14 protein-coding genes are annotated in these 16443 nt (G+C 64.3%); 4 read left to right on the top strand and 10 right to left on the bottom strand.

The genetic code is table 11. The features are described 5' to 3' along the window. From NP511_RS04530 to NP511_RS04555, 6 genes are all read right to left on the bottom strand, one after another. Positions 1-435: a metal-dependent transcriptional regulator gene (locus tag NP511_RS04530; RefSeq protein WP_006181956.1), complete on the bottom strand. Its 435-nt coding sequence runs from the start codon at positions 433-435 to the stop codon at positions 1-3. A 133-nt stretch (positions 436-568) separates the two neighbouring features. After that, positions 569-1063: a rubrerythrin gene (locus NP511_RS04535; RefSeq protein ID WP_049964597.1), complete on the bottom strand. Its 495-nt coding sequence runs from the start codon at positions 1061-1063 to the stop codon at positions 569-571. 85 nt (positions 1064-1148) lie between these two features. Next, entirely contained in the window at positions 1149-2363 is a 1215-nt protein-coding gene (sufD, locus tag NP511_RS04540) for a Fe-S cluster assembly protein SufD (protein ID WP_049964598.1), read from the bottom strand. 1 nt (position 2364) lies between these two features. Beyond that, on the bottom strand, positions 2365-3795 hold the full coding sequence (gene sufB, locus NP511_RS04545; protein WP_006181959.1) for a Fe-S cluster assembly protein SufB: 1431 nt from the start codon (positions 3793-3795) through the stop codon (positions 2365-2367). Positions 3796-3855: 60 nt separating this feature from the next. After that, positions 3856-4764 (bottom strand): ABC transporter ATP-binding protein, encoded by a 909-nt coding sequence (locus NP511_RS04550; protein ID WP_049964599.1) that lies wholly within the window; start codon positions 4762-4764, stop codon positions 3856-3858. 272 nt (positions 4765-5036) lie between these two features. Next, entirely contained in the window at positions 5037-7766 is a 2730-nt protein-coding gene (locus NP511_RS04555) for a DNA-directed DNA polymerase (protein ID WP_049964600.1), read from the bottom strand. A gap of 203 nt (positions 7767-7969) precedes the next feature. Between NP511_RS04555 and NP511_RS04560 the strand changes: the two genes are divergently transcribed. From NP511_RS04560 to NP511_RS04570, 3 genes are read left to right on the top strand one after another with little or no spacing between them, the layout of a single operon-like run. Then, positions 7970-8155 carry a DUF7331 family protein gene (locus tag NP511_RS04560; protein WP_006649160.1) on the top strand — a complete coding sequence of 62 codons (186 nt, stop codon included), beginning with the start codon at positions 7970-7972 and terminating at the stop codon, positions 8153-8155. A gap of 49 nt (positions 8156-8204) precedes the next feature. Then, the gene (locus NP511_RS04565) at positions 8205-8759 is read left to right on the top strand and encodes a DUF7322 domain-containing protein (RefSeq protein WP_049964601.1); all 555 of its coding nucleotides are present in this window, start codon (positions 8205-8207) and stop codon (positions 8757-8759) included. Beyond that, entirely contained in the window at positions 8756-9214 is a 459-nt protein-coding gene (locus tag NP511_RS04570; protein WP_049964602.1) for a DUF7346 family protein, read from the top strand. Before NP511_RS04565 ends, NP511_RS04570 begins: the two co-directional genes overlap by 4 nt. A gap of 18 nt (positions 9215-9232) precedes the next feature. On the opposite strand, the gene rad50 is transcribed toward NP511_RS04570, so the two are convergent. The 3 genes from rad50 to NP511_RS04585 form a co-directional block, all read right to left on the bottom strand. Then, on the bottom strand, positions 9233-11920 hold the full coding sequence (gene rad50 / locus NP511_RS04575; protein ID WP_049964603.1) for a DNA double-strand break repair ATPase Rad50: 2688 nt from the start codon (positions 11918-11920) through the stop codon (positions 9233-9235). Continuing rightward, positions 11917-13290: a DNA double-strand break repair protein Mre11 gene (gene mre11 / locus NP511_RS04580; RefSeq protein WP_049964604.1), complete on the bottom strand. Its 1374-nt coding sequence runs from the start codon at positions 13288-13290 to the stop codon at positions 11917-11919. The genes rad50 and mre11 overlap by 4 nt, the downstream gene beginning before the upstream one ends. Positions 13291-13457: 167 nt before the next feature. Further along, complete coding sequence (locus tag NP511_RS04585) at positions 13458-13727, bottom strand: MarR family transcriptional regulator (RefSeq protein ID WP_006649167.1); 270 nt, start codon at positions 13725-13727, stop codon at positions 13458-13460. A gap of 125 nt (positions 13728-13852) precedes the next feature. Here NP511_RS04585 and pan1 point away from each other — a divergent pair, with 125 nt between their 5' ends. Beyond that, complete coding sequence (pan1, locus tag NP511_RS04590) at positions 13853-15070, top strand: proteasome-activating nucleotidase Pan1 (RefSeq protein ID WP_006181969.1); 1218 nt, start codon at positions 13853-13855, stop codon at positions 15068-15070. Positions 15071-15355: 285 nt separating this feature from the next. Here pan1 and NP511_RS04595 read toward each other — a convergent pair whose 3' ends face one another. After that, a complete protein-coding gene (locus tag NP511_RS04595) occupies positions 15356-16420 on the bottom strand; it encodes a polyprenyl synthetase family protein (protein ID WP_049964605.1) in 1065 nt (354 codons plus the stop codon). Positions 16421-16443: the final 23 nt, after the last annotated feature.

Genomic DNA, 16443 nt, shown 5'->3' on the forward strand with positions numbered 1-16443 from the left:
TCAGTCGGCGTGGCCGCTGGCCTCGAGTTCGAGCAGCTCACAGCAGTCCTCCTCGGCGTCGAAACAGTCGGGACACTGGTCGGGTCGGTCGATGATCGTATCGAGCCGCTCCGCGACGGTGTCGTCGATGACGCTCTCTAGGGCGCGGGCCTCGTCTTTGAACTCCTCGACCTCGAGGACGTTCGCGAGGAACCGCTCGATGATACAGTAGGTCTGGAGGGCGTCGTGGGCGCGCTCGAGCCCCTCGTTGGTCAGACTCGCGCCCTTGTACTTCTCGTGGTCGACTAGCTCGCGGTCCTCGAGCTTGCCGATCATCTCGTTGACGCTGGCCGGGCTCACCTCGAGCAGGTCCGCGAGCGTACCGGTCGATGCAGGCCCGTCCTCGATGCGCTGGGCCAGATAGATCGCCTTGAGGTATTGATCTGCAGTGTTCATGCCGTCCCTCCGTCGGTGTGTGACACGTCGGTTCCTCGCCGGCAGTCTCGCGGCCGGGCGTCGATACGCGTCATGGACGATGTCGCCGACTCCGCGGCCGTTCCAGCCCCGGTCGAGGTGACGATCGCCCCGATCATGCTCGCTGCTCCATAATTGCGGTCACTTCCTCGACGCCCTCCTTTTCCTCCTCGCGGATGCCGTATAGCGTCTCGAGGAGTCGCTCGCGGTCGACCGCGAACTCGGAGTCGGAGGCCTCGATCGCCTCGATCAGGTCGTCGTAGAACTTGTAGGCGGTCTCCTCGTTTGCGAGCTGGTCATAGAGGACGCCGTCCGTGTCCTCGGGCGGTCCGTACTGGGCGTCGACTAAGGCGTTTATCTCCTCGTATCCGACCGTTTCGGCCTCGAGATCGTCGATCAGCGCCTCGAGTCGCTCGCGGTGGTCGGCCGACTCCGTGGCGGCCTCCGCGAGCAACTCCTCCACCTCCTCGTCGACCGTCGCCCGCTCGTCGGGCGGGAGCGACTCGATGTGGTGGGCGGCGCGTGACTCGACGAGTTCCTCCAGCACGACCCCGATCTGTAGCAATCGGGTCAGCTGGTGGTCGCTCGAGACACGCTGTCCCAGACTCATATCACGACAAGGGAGCCGTGGTTACTTAGTCGTCTCGGAGCGCGGACGTCGAAAACGCGGCAAAACGACGGTCGGTCGGTGGCGATCAGTCCCGCTTGCGGAGTCGCGCGCCGATCAGCTCCTCGAGGTCCTCTCGGAGTTCGTCGACGTCGATCTCCGCGAGAACGGGCACGAAGAAGCCCTCGACGAGCATGTTTCGGGCCGCGCGGGGGTCGACACCGCGGGAGGTCATGTAGAACAGGTCCTCCTGATCGATCTGGCCGACCGTCGCGGAGTGGCTGGCCTCGGTGTCGTGGTTGTTGATGATCAGCTTCGGGGAGGCGTCGGCCTCGCTCTCGTCGGAGAGCATCAGCGTGTTCTCGCGCTGGTAGGAGCTGGTGTCCCACGCGTCGGAGCCGACGTCTTGGACGCCCTCGTAGACCGAGCGGGCAACGTCGTCGGTGACGCCGCGGGTCACGAGGTCGGCCGTCGTGTGTTCCGCACGATGCCAGACCTTCGCGTCGAGGTCGAAGTGCTGGTCGTTGTGGCCGTAGAAGGCGCCGACGATCTGCGTTTCCGAGGAGTCGCCGCGCAGCTCCGTCGAGACCTCCGTCTTCGTCAGCTGGGTGCCGAGGTTGCCCTCGATCCAGTCGATCGTGGCGTAGGTGTCAGCGACGCCGCGCTTGAGCGTGAAGTTGTAGGCCTCCTCCGAGAGGTTCTGGAGGCTGCCGTACTGGACGTAGCTGTTCTCGCCGGCGGCGACCTCGACGATCCCGCTGTAGTACTGCTCCTCGGCCTCTTCGCCAGTCGACTGGCGCTCGAGGATCGTGACCGAGGACGACTCCTCGGTGACGACGAGCGTGTAGTTAAACAGCGAGCGGGAGTTCTGTTCGGTCCGGACGGTGACGTCCTCGGCGTCGACGCCCTCGGGGACGTAGATGACCGTGCCGGTGCTAAACAGCGCCGTGGAGAGCGCCGTCAGGTAGTTCTCCTGAGGGTCGACGATGCTGCCGAAGTGGTCCTGCAGGAGGTCCTCGTGTTCCTGGACCGCGTCGGCCCACGAGAGGACCTCGGCCTCCTCGGGGCCGACCTGGTCCTTGTCCTCGGCCGCGTTCAGCGGATCGACGAGGGACTCGAAGTCGAGTTCGTGGAGGTTCGTCCAGTCCCGACCCGGCGTCCGGATGACGTCGGGCATCTCGAGGTCCTCGAGCGCCGCGAGCGCCTCGAGACGCGTCTCGAGGAGCCAGTCGGGCTCGTCGAGGTCGCCCGAAATTTCGCGTACCTGTTCCTCCGTCAGATTGGCGTGTACCTGCGTACTCATATTATCCGAGGCTCCCCTCCATCTCGAGTTCGATGAGGCGGTTGAGCTCGACCGCGTACTCGATCGGCAGTTCCTCCGTGATCGGCTCGATGAAGCCGGCGACGATCATCTTCTTGGCGTCGTCGTCGTCCAGCCCGCGGGACTGCAGATAGAAGATGTCCTCGTCGCCGATCTTGCCGACGGTCGCCTCGTGGGCGACGTCGACCTTCGACTCCTCGATCTCCATGTACGGCATGGTGTCCGAGGTCGACTCGTTGTCGAACATCAGGGCGTCGCACTCGACGGCGGTCGAGGCGTTCTCGGCGCCGTCGGCGATGTGGACGAGGCCGCGGTAGTTGGTGCGGCCGCCGTCCTTGGAGATCGACTTGGACTCGATGGTCGAACTCGTCTCGGGCGCGTTGTGGTAGACCTTCGCGCCGGTGTCGATGTCCTGGCCTTCGCCCGCCAGGGCGATGGTGATGTGGGTGTCGGTCGAGCCGCGACCCTTGAGGATGGTACACGGGTAGAGCATGGTCACTTTCGAGCCCATGCTGCCCGAGACCCACTCCATCGTCCCGTTCTCCTCGCAGATGGCGCGCTTGGTGTTCAGGTTGAACGTGTTCTTCGACCAGTTCTGCACGGTCGAGTACTGAACGTGAGCGTCTTCGCCGACGAAGACCTCGACGCCGCCGGAGTGGAGGTTGTGGGTCCCGTACTTGGGCGCGGAACAGCCCTCGATGTAGTGGACCTCGGAGCCTTCCTCGGCGATGATGAGCGTGTGTTCGAACTGGCCCATCCCTTCCGAGTTCATCCGGAAGTAGGCCTGCACCGGCATCTCGACAGTGACGTCCTCGGGGACGTAGACGAACGACCCGCCGGACCAGACGGCCCCGTGCAAGGCGGCGAACTTGTTGTCGCTCGGGGGCACGCAGGTCGTCATGAAGTGTTCTTTGACGAGCTCGGGATGTTCGCGGACGGCCTCATCCATGTTACAGAAGATGACGCCTTTCTCCTCCCACTGCTCTTGCATGTTCTGGTAGACGACCTCGGACTCGTACTGGGCACCGACGCCCGAGAGGGCGTTCTTCTCCGCTTCCGGGATGCCGAGCTTGTCGAAGGTGTCCTGAATCTCGTCTGGCAGCTCCGTCCAGTCGTCGACGCCTTCGCGTTTGTCGACGTCCGGTCGGATGTAGGGAATGATCTCTTCGACGTCCAGTTCGGAGAGGTCGGGCATGCCGGGCCAGTCGGACGGCATCGGCATGTTGTGATACTGCTCGAGCGCACGGAGACGCCGCTCGAGCATCCAGTCGGGCTCGTCCTTGTCCTCGGAGATCATGCGGATGACCTCTTCGGTCAGGCCTTTGCCGGATCTGACGGCGGAGTTCTCCTCTTTCTTGAACTCGAACCGGGCCTCAGTGTCTGTCTCTTTTAGGTGGTCTTGATCGGAACTCATTGGTTGATGTAGTTGTGGTTACGGCTGTAGCGTTATTACGGTTGTTCTAGTCGAATCCGGTTACGCGGTGCCGTAGACGTCTTCGCGGACCCAGTCGTACCCCTTGTCCTCGAGCTTCTCGGCGAGTTCGGGACCGCCGCTCTTGGCGATCTGGCCGTCGAGCATCACGTGGACGTGATCGGGCTCGACGTAATCGAGGATGCGCTGGTAGTGGGTGATCTGCAGGATGCCGGTGCCCTGCTCGTCGCGCAGGGCGTTGATGCCCTCCGAGACGTCCTGCAGGCGGTCGATGTCGAGCCCGGAGTCGATCTCGTCCAGCACGGCGACCGAGGGCTCGAGGATGGCGGCCTGCAGCACTTCGTTTTGCTTCTTCTCGCCGCCGGAGAAGCCGGCGTTGAGATAGCGCTGGGCGAACTTCTCGTCCATCTCCAGCTGCTCCATCTTCTCCTGGAGGATGCCCTGGAACTCGGCGACGCCGACCTCGCCCTCGTCCGCGGGGCCTTCCATCGGCGAGTTCTCGAAGCCTTCGTCGTCTTCCGCTTCGTCCTCGTCATCCTCGTCCTCGAAGAGTTCCTCGCGCTCTTCGATCTTGGCGTTCAGCGCCGTGCGGAGGAAGTTCGTCATCGTGACGCCCTCGATCTCGGCGGGGTACTGGAAGCCGAGGAAGATCCCGAGCGCGGCACGTTCGTTGGGTTCGAGATCGAGCAGGTTCCAGGTGCGCTGGTCTTCGTCGATCTCGATGTCCTCGCCGAACTCGTCGTCCTCGAGGTGGAGGAGAACCTCGCCCTCGGTGACCTCGTAGGCGGGATGACCGGCGATGACTTTCGCGGTCGTCGACTTCCCGGAGCCGTTCGGGCCCATCAGGGCGTGGATCTCGCCCGACTGGACCTCGAGGTCGACCCCCTCGAGAATCTGCTCGTCGCCCTCCGCCACTTCCGCGTGCAGGTTGGATAGTTCGAGACGTGCCATAGTACTCTGTCACTCGAACGGTGGGCCGTATGACTGATAACGGTTTCGTATCCAATTGGATACAGTCTCGCATTAGCAAAATAAGTTTCCCATTCGAAAACCAGCCTTTGGGTAGATGGAGAAATACCGCCATATAGACCCCTGTTCACCGGTGGGATCGGCAGGGCCACAGGAACGGATTACGGGGCTGTTCGAACCCCGAAGACGGCGGAGAAACTCGTCGGAACGGCTGTGATAAGAAGCGACGACCGGGACCGAGGCGTCCCGGCGCGCTACATAAAGGAGTCGAGACCTTTCTGTTCCTGGCCGTTTTTCACTTCGTCCCACGAGATGTCCAGTGCTTCGAGGATGCGCTCGATCGGCCCCTGCAGGGTCTTCTCGAGCATCTTCTCGTAGTCGACCGCGAACGCCTCGGGGATCTGGTCCTCGTACTCGAAACAGATCACGTCGGGATCGCGCTTGAACGCACCGTAGAGCGGGTCAGTCCGGGCGTCGAACCCTTCTTCCGCCTCGAGTCGCTCGAAGAACGAGGGATCGACCCGCTCGAGATAGAGCCGCTTGGGCTTGCTGCCCCGCTGGAAGTTGGTGCCGAGCAGCAGGTTGGCATACTTCGCGCCGCGGACTTGTGCCGTGTCGGTGTCGTAGTTGTCGAGTCGCTTGCCGATCCCGCCCGGGATGGCGATCTCCTCGAGGGCGATCTCGCCTGCCAGCACGTCCTCGATGACGCCGTTGACGTATTCCTTGGCACCCTCGATGTCGCCCTCCCGGACGATCATCTCGATGACGCGGTGCTGGACCTCCTTGGTGATCGGCGCGATATCGGAGCGCTGGTACTCGAAGCCGACGATGTCGACGTCGTTGACGTCTTTGCCTTCCTTCCAGGTGATGTGGCCCGCGTAGCGTTTCTTTTTGCCCGCCTGGAAGAACCGCCGGTAGAGTTTTTCGAACTCGATCTGGAAGCGGTGTTCCTCGGCGTTTAGATCCTTCTGCGCGAAGTCGTCGTAGCGACCGTTGATGTACTCCTCGATCTCGAAGGACTGCTCGAGCGCGTCGTCCTTGGGTACGTCGGGGCCTAACTCGAGCATGACTGAGTCAGTATCCCCATACGTAACTTGATAATTGAGTTCGTTTGCGGCTGTATCCGTGAACTCGATCACTTCGCGGCCAGTAGCCGTGATTGCGGATGCCGCCTCTTTATCGTATAGACGGAATTGTTCCCACCCCGATACTCCGTAAAGCGAGTTCATGATAACCTTTACCGCGCCCTGCTGACGGTCGTACTGTTCGTACTCGGGCGAGCCGGGTTCGTGCTGGTCTCGCAGTTCCTTTTTCTCTTCGCGCTCGGCGAGCAGTTCCGTGATCATCTCGCGGTTGACGCCGTCGGGTTCCTTCCGGAAGTGGGTCCCCGTCGGCGCAACGTAGGTCTCCCCATCGTACTCGTCGGGGTCGACTTTCGTCTCCGGGGAGGCGTTGATCGTCGTCATACACATCGGGTACAGCGACTTCAGGTCCAGTACGGTGACGTTCTCCTTGACGCCCGTGATGGGCTCGAACACCGCGCCACCCTCGTATTCCTCGCCGGCCTCCTGTTGCCCCTTCGAGGGCAGCGCGAAGCGGCCGTGGGCCTCGTGGAGGACGTACATGTCGACCGCATCGCCCGGCGTCGGCGCGTCCTCGAGTTTGCAGCCGACGAACGCCCGCACTTCGTCCCAGAAGGGGATGATCTCCTGCTGTCGGTCGAGTTCGACACAGAGTTCGACGTCCCGGAGGTTGTACGCGAGCAGTTGGGTCGGGTCCTCCTCCCAGAGGTCGCCGATGTCGCCGGCGTAACGCTCCTTGCCGACGCCGAGTTCCGCCTCGCCGACTGCATCGAGCCGGTACGAGTCCAACTCGGAGAAGACCATCCGCTGATAGCCATAGAGCAGGTCGAAGACGACGCGACCCTTGATGTCCGGGCCGCCCCAGTTGCTGCGCCAGACTTCGTCGACGCGTGAGAGCCGATCGATCGAGAGGTCGTACTCGTGGTGGGAGCCGGCGAGTTCCTCGAGGCGGTCGAGGAAATAGGGCGCGTCGAAGTCCTCGAAGTTCCAGCCGGTCAGTACATCGGGGTCGGTCTCGTCGACGTACTCGATGAAGGCCTCGAGCATGGCCTCCTCTTCCTCGAAACTGCGGACCTCGTGGTCGATCTCGCCCTCGATCGGGTCGTAGTCGTCGATCTCGGCCGGAATCTCGCCGTCGCCGATCGGGGCCTCGTAGAGCCACATCACGTACTCGTCGCGGTAGGAGTCGTGGCTGGTGAGACAGACGATCGGCTCCTCGCCGTCCTCGGGAAAGCCCGACCGGTCGTCGACCTCGATGTCGAAGGTGTTGATGCGGGGGTCGGCGTCGACGTCGACCGGTTCGACCTCGTCGTGGGGGACGACCAGCGAGTCGTCCTCGGCCCGTCGTTCGGGCACCCGCATTCCGCTGCGGATGTCCTTGTCGATCAGAAAGCGGTTCGGGAACAGGATGTCGGCTTCGTAGTGTTCGAAGTCGTCGCGGACCTGCCCGACGTCGCGGGGGGTCTGGCCGAAGATTTTGGTGAGTCTCTCCCCCCGGATGCTCTCGTAGGGGTCGCCGTCGTGGTCGTACTCCCTGCTGCCGGTCAGTCGGTCGTATTCCTCCGCCGGCGGTCGCTCGAGGCTCTCCGTCGGCGCGTAGAAGTAGGGTTTGAAACCGACGATCTGGACGTGTTCGAGTTCCTCATCGGGGGTACGCCCGAACACGTGCATGATGGGTCGTTCCTCGTCGCCGTAGCCGACGATGGTGTAGTCGACCTGCATCACGGCGAGTTCGAGATCGCCCTCGGATTCGGGGAGGGTTTCCTCGACGACGTCGATCACCTCCGCGGCGTCGCTACCGCCGTTGCCGGCGACGGCGACGGCCTCTTCCTCCGGCCGGTCGTCGGCTGCCTCGGAGTCGCCGCTGAACTCCGTGAGTCCGGTCTGGCCCGCCTCAGTCATGGTACTCCGGTTGGCAGTCGCCGGATAAAAACCCCTGCAATCCCCGCCCGCGAGGGGCTCGCGGCGGGTCGTTCGGAAGCGGTCGGCCATTGCGAACAGTCACGCGTAGGGCACGGTCTCGTCGGACCAGCGAGACGGCGTTCGGGGGAACACTTGCGGGGGCAACAAGACATATAACGTGGTAACACTTAGCATGGGATCAGGTGATCGATGTGTCCACCTACCTAAACGACGACGCGACGGACCGGCGCGAACCGAGTAGCCAGCCGGCGGGGACTGCGACCATCGAGTCCTACGAGACCGAGGACGGCGTCGTCTTCTATGACGCCGAGAACCCGCTCGCTTGGGTGGAAACCTCCCGGACGCTCACCCTCGAGGAACTGGCCTAAGCCGTCCGCGAAGCGAACGCTTTTCCTTCCACTGCCCGACGATCCGCCTGTGGTCTTCGACCGGACCGAGAACGAGCCCGACGAGTGGGACCCCGAAGAGGAGTACTACGACCCCGACAGCGACGGGTTGACCATCCCACAGGTGTCGGGAGACGACGGTCCGGACGATCTCGACGACCTCTCGAGCGCGATCGACCCCCCCGAAGTGGAGATGGGGGAAACGGACGCATCCGCGGACCTCCTCCAGACCTTCTGGGCGCTCGTGTTGGTCATCAACGCCGCGGTACTGGCCGTCTCGCTCGGTCTCTTGTTCCTGCTGTTCGAGGGGGTCTCGACCCGCGCGGGCGCACTGGTGGTCGCCGGCCTCGTCCTGCTGGGGTTCGCCGTTCGACGATACAGACGGTTCCGAGCCGACGATTCCGGCGATCTCGACGACGGTTCCGACGCCGAAACGCCACCGGAATCCGACGGCGGGGGTTCCGACGCCGGGACGGCGTCCGACGACGAGGACTCCGAGGCGACGACCCGGTCCGACGATGCGGCCGAAACTACTTCAGGGTCGGTGACCCAACGCCAGTCACCGAACGGAAACGACCGCTCATGAACACAGTCGAGGACGACACCGGAAAGCGGTACCTGCTTCGCAAACGCTCCGAGGACGCGAGTCTGGTCCGCGATCCCGAAACCGGCAACGAGTGTTACATCCGAAACGACCGCCTCGAGGCCGTCGACCAAACGGCCCTCGAGACGGCGGCGCAAAGCGTCCCAGACCCGGTTCTCACCTTCCTGACGAACGTTCACGACGCGGAGACGCTTGGCCTCCTCATCGAACTCGCAGAGCGGGGGCCGCTCGGGGTCCGGACCCTGCTCGACGCCTACGACTTCTGCGAGAGCGACCTACACGGCCGCCTGACGGTCCTCTCGGCCGCCGGCCTGCTCGAGGAGGCCGAGATCGCGGGGGAACGGGGGTATCGAGTGACTGCGGACTGCGAGACGGCGCTCGAGGCGATCCGACCGGCTGTCGAGTCGACGGCCGAGTCGGACGGCGACACCGCCTGAGCCGCAGGCCCCGTTTCCTCAGTCCGACGCGAGCAGTTCCGACTCGGGCGGCTGGCCACGCTCGAGTCGCGAGCGGTTCGACGTGGCGTCCTTTTCGACGCGGACGAGCGAGTCGGCCGCGCCGACGAGTTCTTCGTCGTGGCTGACGACGACGATCTGTTCGACGCCGAAGTCGTTGCGCATCGACTCGATCAGCGAGACCAGTTGCGTGACGTGGCCCGAATCGAGGAAGACCGTCGGCTCGTCTAAGATCAGCGGCGGCATCGGTGCCGATCCCTCGACGCCCTCCGCGAGCAGCCGATAGATCGCACACCGCAAGCTGAGGTTGAACAGCGCCCGCTCGCCGCCCGAGAGCTGTTCGGGCTCTAAGGCTTCGCCGTCTTTCTGATAGACCGTCAGTCGGTAGTCGCCGTCCAGATCGATCGCCGCGTAGGAATCGTTCTGGTAGACCAGCTCGAAGGTCTCGTTGAGCAACCGCTCTAACGTCTCGACGTTGCGCTGGCGCAGTTCCGCCCGCAACTCGCCGTAGGTGGTCTGGAGCGTCTCGGCCTCCTCGTACAGCGACTCGAGGCGTTCACACCGTTCTTCGACGGTTTCGAGTTCCTCGCGTCGTTCCTCGAGTTCCGCGATTTCGTTCTCGACGGCACCGATCGCGTTCTGAATCTCGTCGCGCTGGGCCTCGAGTTCGTCGAGTTTCCCGTCGACCTTGTCGATGTACTGCTCGGCGTTGGCCTTGTCCTCGCGGGCGGTCTCGACGCGGTCCTCGTCGAACTCCGACTCGAGGTCGCGCTTGCGGTCGCGCTTTTCCGAGAGCGTCTCGCGGCGCTCGTCGTTCATCGTCTCCCAGTCGGCTCGCCGCTCGCGCAGGTTCTCGATCTCCGTCTCGAGAGCGGCCTGCTCGTCGGTAATCTCCGAGATACGCTCGAGCGTCTCGAGGGTCTCTTTGATCTCCCCCCGCTCGGTGTTGATCTCGCCGAGTTCCGCCCGGGCATCGGCGACCTCGTCCTCGCGGTCTGTGGCTGCCGCCCGTTTCTCCTCGGCCTCGGCCTCGTACTCCTCGGCGTCGTCACGGAGCCGATCGCGCTGCTCGCGCCGGTCCGCGAGGCTCTCGCGTTTTTCCTCGAGCAGTTGTTCGATGTTGTCCCGGTTTTCCTCGAGCCGGTCGACCCGCCGCTCGGCGTCTCGCAGTTCCTCGGCGCGGTCGACCCGCTCGTCTATCTCGTCGCGCTCGGTCTCGAGAGTCGCCCGCTCGGCTTCGAGGTCGGCGAGTTCCTCCCGGCGATCGCCAAGGACATCCACGTGCGGTGAGTCCTCGACCGGCTGGCCGCACTCGGGACACTTCCCTTCCTCGAGCAGCCGCTCGCCGTCCTCGATCGCGTTCTCAGCAGTCCTGATATCGGCGGTGATGTCGTTGATTCGCGAGACCAGTTCGTCGCGCTCGGTCTCGAGGTCCTCGAGGTACGATTCGGCCGCGCCGAACTCGACCGGCGCATCGTCGAACGTCGCCTGCGCGGATGCGATCTCGTCGTCGAGGTCGTCGAGTTTCGCCTCGCGCTCCGCGATCGCGTTCTCGTCGGCCTCGATCTGTGCCTCGAGGTCGTCGGCCTCCGTCCGGGCCGCTTCGGCGTTTTCCTCGAGGTCGTCGGCCTCCTCACGGAGCCGCTCGACCTCGTTGTTCCCCTCCGTGATCGTCACGCGAACGTCCTCGAGTTCGTCCCGGAGTTCCTCGTCGCGGTCCTCGAGGTCGTCGATGTGGTCCTGAACCACTTTTTCGTCGGGTTCGTCGACCTCGAGATCGACGGCCGCAACGAGGTCGGCACGCTCGTCTGCGAGTTCTTCGCGTCGGTCTCGGATCTCGCTGATCTCGTCGCCGGCCTCGTCGCGCTTGCGCTCGGTGTCGCTGATCTTCGAGCGCAACTCCTCGATCTCCTCGTCGAGCGTTGCGATCTCCTCGCGGGTCTCCTCGTGCCGTTCGAGGACGTCCACGGCGGCTTCCAGGGTTTCCTGGGCCTGCTCGCGCTGTGTCTCGTAGTGATCGATCTCCTCCGCGACGTCGTTCCGGCGGGACTCGAGGCTGTTCAACCGCTCGTGGAGGTCCTTCTTTTCTTTCTCCTGAACCTTTCGTCGGACGTTTTCGAGGATCTCCCGCTGGCCATCAAGCACCGTTTTGACGCCGAGTCGGGCCTCGCTGGCCCGTTCGCGGTAGTCCTCGAGCGCGCCCAGTTGAAGGAGATCGTCGATCATGTCCTGGCGGTCGCTCGGCGAGGCGTGGATGAGCTTGTTGACCTCGCCCTGGCGGACGTACGCGCAGTTGACGAACGCTTCGGCGTCCATCCGCAGGAGTTCAGTCACTTTCCGGCGCACGTCGCGAGCGCCCTCGTAGGTCTCGGTGGGCGTCTCGAGGACGCACTTGGTCGTGGTCGCGCGGTCGCCGCGCAGTTTGAGCCGGCGCTTGACGTGGTACTCGCGGTCGTCGTGGGTGAACCACAGTTCGACCTCGGCTTCTTCCTCGCCGGTCGTGATCACGTCGTCGAGGGTACGGTCGTCGAGGGCCTTCGAGCCGTAGAGCGCGAAGAAGACCGCCTCGAGCAGCGTCGACTTCCCGCTGCCGTTGACGCCGTGGACGACGGTGACGCCGCGCTCGAGCGTCAGGTCGGCGTCGCCGTAACACTTGAAGTTCAGCAGGCGAACGCGGTCGACCCTCACGCGAAATCACCCAGCGAGGCGGTGTCGACGTCAGCGTCGGCGTCGTCGTCCGTTCGGGCGTCTCCCTCTCCGGACCCGTCGGCCGCGTCGGCGACTGTACCGTCCTCGTCGGTGGCCGCTCCACCGTCGCCGTCGGCGGCCGTCGGCTCCGTCTCACCGTCGGCTTCGCCACCGCTCGAGTCGGCCTCTTCAGTGTCGAGTTCGTCGGCGACCGTCGTCACGTCGTCGTCCGCGGGTTCCCGGTCGGGCGCGGGCTCGAGCGCCGATGCGTCGTCCTCGAGGAGGTCCCGGACCCGGCGTTCGACGCGCTCGCGGACGTTCGCGTCGGCCAGGTCGTCGGTGCGAACGGTCTCGTCGATCTCGAGAGCGGCGTCGCTCAGGCCCAGTTCGCGCACCCGCTCGCGGACGGCGGCGTCGGGATCGGCGAAGCTCACCGAGACGTCCTCGTCCTCGTCGGGTAGCTCCCGGCGGTCGTTGACCCGAGCGACCAGCGCCCCGCGATCGATCGCGAGTTCCTCGATCGCGGCGGGGGTGATCGGCCGGCCCTCGCCCTCGACGGTGACGATAACGACCGCGTCCGCGAGGTCGTGCTGGCGGACCCGCTCCTGAACGCGGTCGACGCCCTCGCCTTCGGCCAGGTCCACGTCGACGAAGACGAACTCGCGGGTGTCGGTCAGCCCGCGGCGACTGATCGCGACCTCGTCGTCGAAATCCACGAGGTTGTAGCCCCGGTCCTCGCGCTCGCTGGCGCTTGCCCGCTCAGTCGACCCGCAGTAGGTGATCCAGGTGTCGCGCACCTCGGCGGTATCCGGTTTGTGGTTGTCCCCCAACAGGACGGCGTCGAAATCGACCGTCGACGCCGCGAGGACGGTGTCCGTATCCCAGTCCGCGTGCGCGAACGGTTCGAAGAGACCGTGGCTCACGAGAGTGGCGTGGTCGGCCTCGGCGGGGACGGGATCGAACTCGTACTCGAGGTCCTCGCGCCGGGACCTGGGGACGAAGTCCAGGCCGTAGACGGCGACGTCGTCGACGACGACCGGCTCGGCACCGAGCCGCGTCGCGAGGCCGAGATCGGCGAAGAGATCGAGCCACTGAGCGTCGCGTTTCGACTCGTGGTTGCCGACGACGGCCAGAAAGGGGATGTCGGCCGCCGAGAGCGTTCGGAGGATTTCGACGGTGCCCTGCAGATCGACGAGGCTCGGCCGGCGGTCGTGAAAGAGGTCGCCGGCGTGGATCACCGCGTCGACGTCATCGGCGACGGCGTCCTCGACGACCGAGCGGAAGGCCTCGAGGAAGTCCCGGCGTCGCTCGGGCGAGTTGTACTGCTGGTACCCGATGTGGGTATCGCCCGTATGGATAACCCGCGTCATTGGCCAGTCGTTGGCGAGCCCGCCCTAAAGGGGTTCTGTAACCGAAGTGAAAGTGAAAACGACAGGGCACACGAGACGCTGACAGCACGGTGGATCGCCACACGGGTGATCGCGACCGATGCCGAAAATCGGTGCCGAGGAGAACTGCTCGAAGAAGGACTGCGTCGTTACGACTGAATGTCGAGGCTGTACAGGCGCTTTCGCGCGTCGGAAAAGGAAAAGCGCGAGTCGATGACGTTTGCCTCGTCGAGTCGGTTCAGGGCGTATCGAACCGTCCGCGAGGGCAACAGCGTCTCGTCGGCGAGCTGTTGCTGAGTCATCGTGTCGTTGTACTCGAGGACCTTCGCGACGAGTTTCGCACTCGGGGGCAGGTCTCGGACGTCATCCCACGTTCCGCGCTCGTTGGTCTCCTGTCGAAGCGGCTCTGAAGCACTCATCTTACTCCTCCATTCCGAATACGGGGTAATAATATTTTCTATTCCGATTAATGTCTAACAGTTATACTCCGAGTTGAGTGCACCTACCCGAAGTCTCTTAAGAACCAACACCCAAAGGTCGGGTGATGAGCGACACCGTGGACGACGTCGACCTCCCATACGACGAGGACGAGGCGTCCCAACAGGAGAAAATCCAGGCGCTCGAGGAACGGCTGGAGATCCTCGAGGCGCAAAACGAGGAGATGCGCGACAAACTCCTCGACGCCAACGCCGAGAACAACAAGTACCAGCAGAAACTCGAGCGGCTCACACACGAGAACAAGAAGCTCAAGCAGTCCCCGCTGTTCGTCGCCACCGTACAGGAAGTCACGGAGGAGGGCGTCATCATCAAACAGCACGGGAACAACCAGGAGGCCCTGACCGAGGTCACTGACGAGATGCGCGACGATCTCGAACCCGACGCCCGGGTCGCGGTCAACAACTCGCTGTCGATCGTCAAGCCCCTCTCGAACGAGACCGACGTCCGCGCCCGTGTGATGGAAGTCACCGAGAGCCCCGAGGTCAGCTACGAGGACATCGGCGGGCTCGAGGAGCAGATGCAGGAGGTCCGCGAGACCGTCGAGATGCCCCTCGAGAAGCCCGAGATGTTCGACGACGTGGGCATCGACCCGCCCAGCGGCGTTCTCCTCTACGGGCCGCCGGGGACGGGGAAAACGATGCTCGCGAAGGCCGTCGCCAACCAGACCGACGCCACCTTCATCAAGATGGCCGGCTCGGAACTGGTCCACAAGTTCATCGGCGAGGGCGCGAAGCTGGTTCGAGACCTCTTCGACGTCGCCCGCGAACACGAACCCGCGGTCATCTTCATCGACGAGATCGACGCCATCGCGGCAAAGCGAACGGAGTCGAAGACCTCCGGCGACGCCGAGGTCCAGCGGACGATGATGCAACTGCTCTCGGAGATGGACGGCTTCGAGGAGCGGGGCGAGATCCGGATCATCGCCGCGACCAACCGCTTCGACATGCTCGACCGTGCCATCCTCCGGCCCGGTCGGTTCGACCGCCTGATCGAGGTCCCGAAACCGAACGCCGAGGGCCGCGAGATCATCTTCGAGATCCACACCCGCGGGATGAACGTCGCCGACGACGTCGAGTTCGCCGAACTGGCCGAAGAGGCCGACAACGCCTCCGGTGCCGACATCAAAGCCGTCTGTACCGAAGCCGGCATGTTCGCCATCCGCGACGACCGCACCGAGATCCGGATGGAGGACTTCCGCAACGCCTGGGACAAGGTTCAGGCCGAGTCCGACGAGACCGAGGACGTCTCGAAGACCTTCGCCTGAGACCGCGTCGGGAGGTCGACGTCGTTTCTCACACCGCTTTCGACGCAAACCGCGGTCGGTGCCGTGACTACTGGCTTCGTTTCAGAACGACGAGCGACTCGTTCGGTCGGGCCCCCTCGAGAGCGGACGGGACCACAAGACATATTCTGCCCAACGCCTACCCATCGGGTAGGACGGTGGACAGCGGGTAGGGGTACTCGCAGTTTCTGTCCACCGATTTATCACCGCTCTCGAGCGGCGTCAGTGTCGTTCGACGGCCGAAGCGACGTCCGTTTCGACCCGGCGTCACTCGTCGCGTTCGATGACGAATTCGGTGAACTCCTCGAGCTTGCGGGACGTTTCGTCGTCGAAGCCGAGGCCGTCGATCTCGGCGCGGGCCTGGGCCGCCAGTTCGAGGGCGCGATCGCGGGCGTACTCGATGCTGCCGGCGTCGGCGATGATCTCGAGGGCCTCACTGACGTCGTCGTCGGTGGTGTCGTCGGCCGCCAGAATCGTCTGGAGTCGGTCGGCGCGTTCGGGATCGCTCGCTTCGATCGCGTGAATGACCATGAGCGTCTTCTTGCCCTCGCGGATATCGTTGCCGAACGCCTTGCCGAAGTCGCCGGCCCGCCCCAGCGAGTTCTCGACGTCCAAGATGTCGTCGCCGATCTGGAAGGCGACTGCGGTCAGTTCCGCGTACTTCGCGACCGCCGCCTCGACCTCGGGGGGCTGGTCGGCGATGATCGCGGCCAGTCGAGCGACGATCCGCCCGAGACAGCCGGTCTTGCACGCGCACATCTCGAGGTACTCCTCGGTGCCGATCCGGACCTCGCGCTCGTTGTGCCAGCAGATGTCCATGCCCTGCCCGAGATGCGTCCGGTTGAGTTCCTCCATGAGCATCTCGTAGGCGGCGAGTTGCCGGTCGGCCGGGAGGTCGGCCGGGTCGTTCGTGATGATCTTCAGCGGCAGGAAGTACATCGCGTTGCCGGCGTTGAGCGCGATGTCGCGGCCGTAGACGCGGTGGAGCGCCGGCTCCCCTCGACGGATCGTGGCCCCGTCCTCGACATCGTCGACGATGATCGTCCCGTTGTGCAGGATCTCCGGAATGCAGGCGTAGGGGAGATACTCGGCGGGATCCTCCCCGAACCCCTCCATGAAGACGAGAAAGAGGACCGCCCGCCAGCGTTTGCCGCCACGGTCGAGCAGGTCCCACAGCGGCGTCGCGAGCGCTCGCTGGATACCCTCGGGATCGTACGCGTAGGTCGGTGATCCGAAGTACGACTCGAGGTAGTCGGCGTCGATCTCCCGTGGGACCAGTTCGGCGATGGCGTCGTCGATAGCCGGTCGCCAGTCGGCAAGCGTTTCCCGCATACGCGGTCCGAGAGGGAGCGGCG

This window comes from Natrinema thermotolerans (genome assembly GCF_031165565.1).
GTDB lineage: Archaea > Halobacteriota > Halobacteria > Halobacteriales > Natrialbaceae > Natrinema > Natrinema thermotolerans.